At 63.9% G+C, this 1157-nt stretch carries 3 protein-coding genes; 1 reads left to right on the top strand and 2 read right to left on the bottom strand.

The genetic code is table 11. The features are described 5' to 3' along the window. Nucleotides 1-232, top strand: a 232-nt coding sequence (locus tag U9980_RS13025; protein ID WP_322768148.1) for a pseudouridine-5'-phosphate glycosidase, incomplete at its 5' end; no start/stop codon positions are given. Between the two features lie 5 nt (nt 233-237). Here U9980_RS13025 and U9980_RS13020 read toward each other — a convergent pair. Together U9980_RS13020 and U9980_RS13015 are read right to left on the bottom strand one after the other, a co-directional pair. After that, nucleotides 238-663, bottom strand: coding sequence for a hypothetical protein (locus U9980_RS13020; protein ID WP_322768147.1), 426 nt, complete (start codon nt 661-663; stop codon nt 238-240). A gap of 11 nt (nt 664-674) precedes the next feature. Next, on the bottom strand, nt 675-1157 hold a 483-nt coding region (locus U9980_RS13015), incomplete at its 5' end, for a hypothetical protein (RefSeq protein ID WP_322768146.1).

The raw sequence follows: 1157 nt of genomic DNA, 5'->3' as shown, positions 1-1157 counted from the left end.
CGACCTGCACGACCGCGTGCTGGCCGAGGCGCTGGCGGCGGCGGCCCGCCGCGACCTGCGCGGGAAGGCCGTCACCCCGTTCCTGCTCGCGACCTTCCACCGCGAAACCGCTGGTGCCAGCCTGGCGACGAACATCGCGGTCGTCCGCAACAACGTCACCGTCGCCGCCGACATCGCCACCGCCTGGTCCACCCATCCGAACAACTCGCCGACCTGTCCACCTGGCAAATAAAACGATCAAGGCTGCGCTGGTGCGCCGGGTATCCGGTAATCCCAGCCATGATCCCGGGCATGGGCGATGAGCACATCTGCCACCGCCTGCTGTTCACGTCTGCTCAGGCCGGTGCAGTCAAGATGAGCATGATCTTCTGGAATATCTTCGTCAGCCGAGTCATCCCACGCGGTTACCTTCATCTCCTGCGTCTGCCCGACGGTTACCGAAAGAACTCCTACGGAGGCCAGACCCCTTGCCAGATGACGTTCATGAGACTGTCGGGCGCCGACCTTACTCGCCCGACTCAGTGAAAGCCGGCCATGGTCCTTGGGGGTGGGTTTGAAAACCTGACTGGTGACACGTCCGTTACTGACCCAGGAAGGGTTCACCTGGCGCCACAGACGCTCGCCGGTATCAGTGAGAAGAAACCAACCGTCGGGCGCACGCATCCGATGCTCACTCACGCGGCGGTCAACTTCGGTTGGAGCCACTCGACAGCGAGCATGATTCCCACGTCAGCGGCAAGGTCCGCTCCGTCGAACTGACCCGAGGTGGTATCGGTTACCTGGAGCAACAGCGCTCCCTCCTCCGTGACCTCAGCAGAAACCTCGGTCACCTGAACCGTCCATTCCAGATGCAGACCACCCGTCGGAGTCGGATACACATACGGGGCGGGCGAGCCGCTGCTTTCCAGAGCCCCGAGAAGCGTCGCGCAGACCTGGAGCGCGCGCTCGGTCACCCTCTCACCTTCGCCATCACCCAACCAGCCCGGCTGCAACCCGGCGTGTTCAGCGATGTCGGCGCGGGCACGCTCGTACTCCTGATCCGCTGAGTCGTCGGCGAACACGACGCTGCTGACGCTTTCGAAACGTTGCGGCTGTTCATCCGGTCCGAATACTGCCACGCCCTCCACACGCAGAAGCCGCTTAGGCGTCGGTTCGGC

The sequence above is a fragment of the Protofrankia sp. Cr1 genome (assembly GCF_963555865.1).
Taxonomy (GTDB): Bacteria; Actinomycetota; Actinomycetes; order Frankiales; family Frankiaceae; genus Protofrankia.
The sequence above is the reverse complement of the archived record's forward strand: the minus strand, read 5'-3'. Positions and strand labels throughout refer to the sequence as shown.